Origin of the sequence: Paraburkholderia fungorum (genome assembly GCF_046027605.1) — a bacterium.
Lineage (GTDB): Bacteria > Pseudomonadota > Gammaproteobacteria > Burkholderiales > Burkholderiaceae > Paraburkholderia > Paraburkholderia fungorum_F.
The window spans coordinates 1-833 of the sequence record NZ_JAQQEF010000090.1 but is presented as its reverse complement, the minus strand read 5'-3'; the positions used below and the strand labels follow the sequence as shown (position 1 = coordinate 833).

Genomic DNA, 833 nt, shown 5'->3' with positions numbered 1-833 from the left:
GGCTTCATTGGCTTCACCAGCACATTGTTCGACGTGAAAATCTCGAAGTGGAAGCTGTCGGACACCACACCAAGATTGCCGTCCGTGACACCAGGGTAGCCGATCACCTGCCCCACGCGCACCGGAATCTTGCAGGTGCCCACACTACCGACCTGCAACCACAGTTTTTCCGAAGGATGACATGCATACAGCCATGCAACCGGATAGCCCAGCCTCAGCTTCTGCGATGGCGCCAGCGCAGCAGTTGGCTCGATATCCAGATACATGCGCTCGATCCAACCCTCCTGCGCACCAAAGGTGTTGACATCCGTCACCCTGATCTTGACCATTCGATGGTCGTCATTATTGACCGCCGTCACGGTCACTTCGTCGCCACGCAGTGCACTGACCATGACCGGACTGCCGCCGGTGGTGAGAAAGGGCGGCAGCACGGACTTCGATTGCAGACCCTTCTGCGGCAGCAGGTTGGCATACAGCGAATAGAAGTGTGCGCCGACATAGCGGGCGGTGACGAGATTGCTGGTTTCGAACTCATGCCGGATCAGCACGAAGCTGCCACTAAACTGCCTGGGCGGTGGACGCTGCGATGATTCAGGAGCCCCCTCTTGACCAGCGCGTCCAGTTCGCTGTTCTGGTAGTCCGGGTCGAGCCGGTACGCAACGATGGTGCCGTTCGCCACGGCACGCACCGGCCCTTTCCCCGCAAGATGTACCCCGCCATGCCAGAACCGGTTCTGTCCAACCGGAAACACGCCGCCGGCCACATGCTTTGTCATGTCGATATATTTGCGCACCAGTGCTGGCCTGGTCAGCGCCGCGCCACCGGACTGCGGA

The 833-nt window shown here is 59.9% G+C and carries 2 protein-coding genes; both read right to left on the bottom strand.

The window, feature by feature from the left end; translation table 11 throughout:
- On the bottom strand, nucleotides 1-548 hold a 548-nt coding region (locus PQR53_RS38870), incomplete at its 3' end, for a hypothetical protein (protein ID WP_408465896.1).
- Nucleotides 542-833, bottom strand: a 292-nt coding sequence (locus PQR53_RS38865; protein ID WP_408465894.1) for a hypothetical protein, incomplete at its 5' end; no start/stop codon positions are given. The genes PQR53_RS38865 and PQR53_RS38870, both read right to left, overlap by 7 nt.